Below are 1,695 nucleotides of genomic sequence, written 5' to 3'. Positions count from 1 at the left end.
GGTCGCGATTCCGCCTTTGCGGGGACAAGCCGAGGCGTCGCCGCGATGGCCAGCGGCAGACCCGCCTGCGCGAACACGGTGATCCGCTCGAAAAGCCCCCGAGCGACCCCCGGCGGGGAAGCGGTCAGGTGGCTCACGCCGAACAGCAGCGCGGTCACCAGCACCAGCCGCCGCCCCGCCCTGCCACGCCCGGAACGCCCACGAGCGCGGCAGCCCGGTGAGCGCGGCCGTGCCGCCGGTCGCGAGCAGGAGCACGCACAGCGCGAACCGCGGCGCGCTCGACGGGTGCAGGGCGCAGTCGCCGATCACGTCCGCGACCGGGGCGCCGGGCCCCAGCGCGGACAGCAGCAGGATCGAGGCCGCGCCGGTCAGCGGCAGGACGACACCGGGTCTGAGCCGAGCGGGAGCCGCGCGCCCCGTGCTCCCGGTCGCCGGTGATCGCCAGGTGAACAGCCGCAGGTCTTCCGGCGGCTTTCCCGGAGCGTCCACCGCGGACCGGGTGGCGGCGTTCGCCCCGCGGTCTCGCGGCGGTCACCCGTGCGGCCGAAAGGGGGCGCGGCTGGGTGGTCCCCGGTGCTGCCCGGCGGGTGGTTCGCGGCGGGCACGCGGGTGAGCGCGCTGGTCCCGCGCCCCTCGGCGCTCGACGCTGGGGCGGTCGACGCGGGGGCGGTCGACCCGATCCGCCGAGGAGGCGCCGTGCTGAGTTCTCCGACCGGGAACGTCCTGCGCAACGACTACGAGCGCAAGGTCAACGCCCACTGGGAGGACAAGCGGGACGACCCGGTCAACCTGCTGCTCGGCGCGGACGACGGCCTCTACCACCACCACTACGGCATCGACGCCCCCGATCCCGATGCGCTCACCGGTCCGCCGCACGGGCTCCAGCGGCGGATCGCGCGGGAGCTGCACCGGATGGAGAGCGCCCAGGCCGACCTGGTGCTGTCCGCGCTGGGCGAGGTCCCCGCGAGCGCCAGGATCCTGGACGCGGGGTCGGGCAGGGGCGGGACCTCGTTCATGGCGCACGACCGGTTCGGGTGCGCGGTCGACGGCGTCAACTTCTGCTCCCACCACGTCGAGCTCGCCTCGGACCTGGCGCGGCGGCGCGGGTGCGCCGACCGGGTGCGGTTCCACCGCGCCAACTTGGTCGCGACGCCGTTCGCGGACGGCGCGTTCGACCGGGTCATCGCCAACGAGAGCACCATGTACGTGGACCTGGACGAGGCGTTCGCCGAGTTCGCCCGGCTGCTGCGTCCCGGCGGGCGGCACGTCCTGGTCACCGGCTGTCACAACGACGCGGTCACCGGGCGCGCGCCGGAGGGCGAGGCGATCGACCGGCACTACGACTGCCGCATCCACCGGCGCAGCACGTACTTCCGGGCACTGGCCGACCACGGCCTCGCGCCGCTGGAGGTCACCGACCTGACCGCGCGCGCCATCCCCTACTGGGAGCTGCGCGCCCGCTCCGACCTGCGCACCGGCGTGGAGACCGCGTTCCTCGACGGCTACCGGAGCGGGCGGGTGAACTACCTGCTGGTCGTGGCCGAGCGGGTGGTCGACCGGTGACCGGTCACAGGCCGAACGCGCCGCCCTCCACCAGGATGACCAGGCCGATGGCGATCAGCACCACCGGCAGCACCACGTGCCCCCACCGCGCCAGGAAGCGCGCGACCACCGGACGGCTCGCCAGGAACCAGC

General features: G+C 74.9%; 1 protein-coding gene and 1 pseudogene. One reads left to right on the top strand and one right to left on the bottom strand.

The features are described 5' to 3' along the window. The first annotated feature begins 573 nt into the window (after window positions 1–573). The gene (locus ACTUAL_RS10690; protein WP_440900140.1) at window positions 574–1,563 is read left to right on the top strand and encodes an SAM-dependent methyltransferase; all 990 of its coding nucleotides are present in this window, start codon (window positions 574–576) and stop codon (window positions 1,561–1,563) included. A 4-nt stretch (window positions 1,564–1,567) separates the two neighbouring features. On the opposite strand, the pseudogene ACTUAL_RS10685 reads toward ACTUAL_RS10690, so the two are convergent. Continuing rightward, window positions 1,568–1,695: pseudogene (locus tag ACTUAL_RS10685) on the bottom strand (cadmium resistance transporter); the annotation flags it as partial.

The organism is Actinosynnema sp. (assembly GCF_052038725.1).
This window is presented reverse-complemented; position numbering and strand designations above follow the sequence as displayed.